At 46.9% G+C, this 2205-nt stretch carries 6 protein-coding genes; 2 read left to right on the top strand and 4 right to left on the bottom strand.

From position 1 onward, the window contains the following. The 3 genes from BHE85_RS13450 to BHE85_RS13440 form a co-directional block, all read right to left on the bottom strand. Window positions 1-190, bottom strand: a 190-nt coding sequence (locus BHE85_RS13450; RefSeq protein ID WP_000747023.1) for a transposase, incomplete at its 3' end; no start/stop codon positions are given. A 145-nt stretch (window positions 191-335) separates the two neighbouring features. Continuing rightward, complete coding sequence (locus BHE85_RS13445) at window positions 336-758, bottom strand: toxin YdaT family protein (RefSeq protein WP_000702027.1); 423 nt, start codon at window positions 756-758, stop codon at window positions 336-338. Next, a complete protein-coding gene (locus tag BHE85_RS13440) occupies window positions 742-969 on the bottom strand; it encodes a Cro/CI family transcriptional regulator (protein WP_000912291.1) in 228 nt (75 codons plus the stop codon). Before BHE85_RS13440 ends, BHE85_RS13445 begins: the two co-directional genes overlap by 17 nt. Before the next feature lie 76 nt (window positions 970-1045). Between BHE85_RS13440 and BHE85_RS13435 the strand changes: the two genes are divergently transcribed. Together BHE85_RS13435 and BHE85_RS13430 are read left to right on the top strand one after the other, a co-directional pair. Continuing rightward, complete coding sequence (locus tag BHE85_RS13435; protein ID WP_000787424.1) at window positions 1046-1453, top strand: helix-turn-helix domain-containing protein; 408 nt, start codon at window positions 1046-1048, stop codon at window positions 1451-1453. A gap of 203 nt (window positions 1454-1656) precedes the next feature. Beyond that, on the top strand, window positions 1657-1809 hold the full coding sequence (locus tag BHE85_RS13430; RefSeq protein WP_000379550.1) for a DUF1391 family protein: 153 nt from the start codon (window positions 1657-1659) through the stop codon (window positions 1807-1809). An 87-nt stretch (window positions 1810-1896) separates the two neighbouring features. Here BHE85_RS13430 and BHE85_RS13425 read toward each other — a convergent pair. Further along, window positions 1897-2205 (bottom strand): integrase core domain-containing protein (locus tag BHE85_RS13425; protein ID WP_146627984.1); only part of this gene is annotated, 309 nt, incomplete at its 5' end.

Raw genomic sequence — 2205 nt, 5'->3', positions numbered from 1 at the left:
GTTCTGGTGTTATCGGAGAGGCTTTTGGTGTTTTGCCCTGACGCTCATCACGCAGTTGTTTGACCCATCTTGTCATTGTGGAAAGGCCAACATCCATAGCTTTGGCGGCATCTGCCACCGTGTATTTCTGGTCAACAACCAGTTGAGCGGATTCGCGTTTAAACTCTGCGCTAAAATTTCTTTTTTTCATTGGAGCACCTGTGTTGTTCTGAGGTGAGCATATCACCTCTGTTCAGGTGGCCAAATTCAGTGTGCCACTTCAGGTGCCGAACCTTCCTCCGGATATAATCTGTGATTCCCCAATCAACAGAACCAGAGGAGGTTCGGCATAAACATCAATGCACAACGACAGAATCGTCGGACGACCCACCACCGCTGAAATGTGCTTTCCGGTAAACGGCCTGAACTGCGTCATCATGCGCATCAATTGCCGTACTCAACGCTTCCTGCGCCGCCAGTAATGCACGGCGTTCCAGGGTATCGAAGATACAGAGTCGGTGACGCAGCTCACGCGGAAGAATTGCCAGAACCGCAGGGATCAGTTTCTGAATTTTCTCCCTTTGCGCTTTCGTTTCACCTTTCAACCAACGGTGATAGATATTCTGCTGATTGTTCCAGTCCTTGCCTGGTACCAGAGGCAATTCGCCGCCCCCCTGCCGCAGATATTCTTCAGTAATTGCGTTAGCGACCCACGCCTGCCCTTTTTCGGCTGCCAGGGCTAACAGCACTGATTCGATGTGCTCATGCCTGATTTTCATGAATCACCTTCCCAGGTCGTTTTGCCTTACGATATTCGTCATAAACTTTGGGGTCGTACTGAAGTTCCCCGCCAGATGCCTCTTGCAGGCGCATCGCGCGGCCTTCAGGAACCAGTTCCCCCCATGCAGCAATGCTTGCCAGCCTAACTCCTGCGGCATTGGCAAGCTTTGTTTTGCTGCCAAAAAACGCTATAGCATCAATTTTCAACATATCGAGCTCCTTAGATTTTCCTAAGGAAACTAGATCGTAGAGAAACCTAAGTCAAGAAAGATTAGAATTCCCTAATATGAAAAACGAAACCTTCGGTGCTCGCCTCTTACATAGGCGTAAAAAATTAAAACTGTCTCAGGCCGCATTAGGTAAGCTGGTCAAAGTGGCTCACGTAACAATTTCTCAATGGGAAAGAGATGAAACACAGCCGGCGGGGAAAAGATTATTCGCACTGAGCCAAGCGCTTCAGTGCTCACCGACTTGGCTTCTTTTTGGGGATGAAGATAAACAACCAGGCGAACCGATCCCGGATAATCAGCCAGCCATTCTGACAGAAGATCAAAAAGAGTTACTTCAACTGTTCGACGCACTGCCTGAGTCAGAGCAAAAGGCCCTGTTGTCAGAGATGCGTGCTCGAGTTGAAAATTTCAACAAACTTTTTGAAGAACTACTCAAAGCTCGCAAAAGAAGCGCAAACAAATAATCCCCTTTTTTCTCCACACCCTGTAATAAAAAGCACAAACTTTCAAACACTTGTGTTTTTTACATCAAAAAAAACTTAGGTTTTTATACATAAAATCTTGACTCCACGTCTTAGGTTATTCTAAATTTCATTCATCAAGACACCGCACGGTGTTCTCAGCAAACAGTTCCACTACCCCGGCGTTAAGGGGAAATGAGGTCAGCATGGATACTATCGATCTTGGCAACAACGAATCCCTAGTGTGTGGCGTGTTTCCCAATCAGGACGGCACATTCACCGCCATGACGTATACCAAAAGCAAAACGTTTAAAACCGAAGCTGGCGCACGTCGCTGGCTTGCCAAAAATACCAGCTAATCCATTTATTGGATTAATTCAATATTCTCGCTGTAGAGGTATAGTGAGGTGTACTGGCAATAGCGGACACTACCATTTGTTCTTTTTTTAAGCAGCCATCTGATGATATTTTTCCCTGAAGGCTGCCGGGGAGATATTCCCCAGACGAGAGTGACGACGCTGACGATTGTAGAAAATCTCAATGTATTCCCGTATTACTGAGATGGCTTCATCCCGGTTATTAAAACGATAGTGGCTCAGGCTCTCATTTTTCAGCGTTCCCCAGAAGCTTTCCATCGGAGCGTTGTCGTAACAGTGACCTTTACGCGACATTGATGTTTTCAGACCAGACTGCTCCTGTATGACCCGGTAATCGTATGCGCAGTACTGTGAACCTCGATCAGAGTGGTGGATTAG

Source organism: Shigella sp. FC1567, from assembly GCF_001743015.1.
Lineage (GTDB): Bacteria > Pseudomonadota > Gammaproteobacteria > Enterobacterales > Enterobacteriaceae > Escherichia > Escherichia coli.
This window is presented reverse-complemented; position numbering and strand designations above follow the sequence as displayed.

Excerpts from the sequence above, each read along its gene's own strand:
- BHE85_RS13445 (WP_000702027.1), bottom strand. The coding sequence starts at position 758 with ATGAAAATCAGGCATGAGCACATCGAATCAGTGCTGTTAGCCCTGGCA.
- BHE85_RS13440 (WP_000912291.1), bottom strand. The coding sequence starts at position 969 with ATGTTGAAAATTGATGCTATAGCGTTTTTTGGCAGCAAAACAAAGCTT.
- BHE85_RS13435 (WP_000787424.1), top strand. The coding sequence starts at position 1,046 with ATGAAAAACGAAACCTTCGGTGCTCGCCTCTTACATAGGCGTAAAAAA.
- BHE85_RS13430 (WP_000379550.1), top strand. The coding sequence starts at position 1,657 with ATGGATACTATCGATCTTGGCAACAACGAATCCCTAGTGTGTGGCGTG.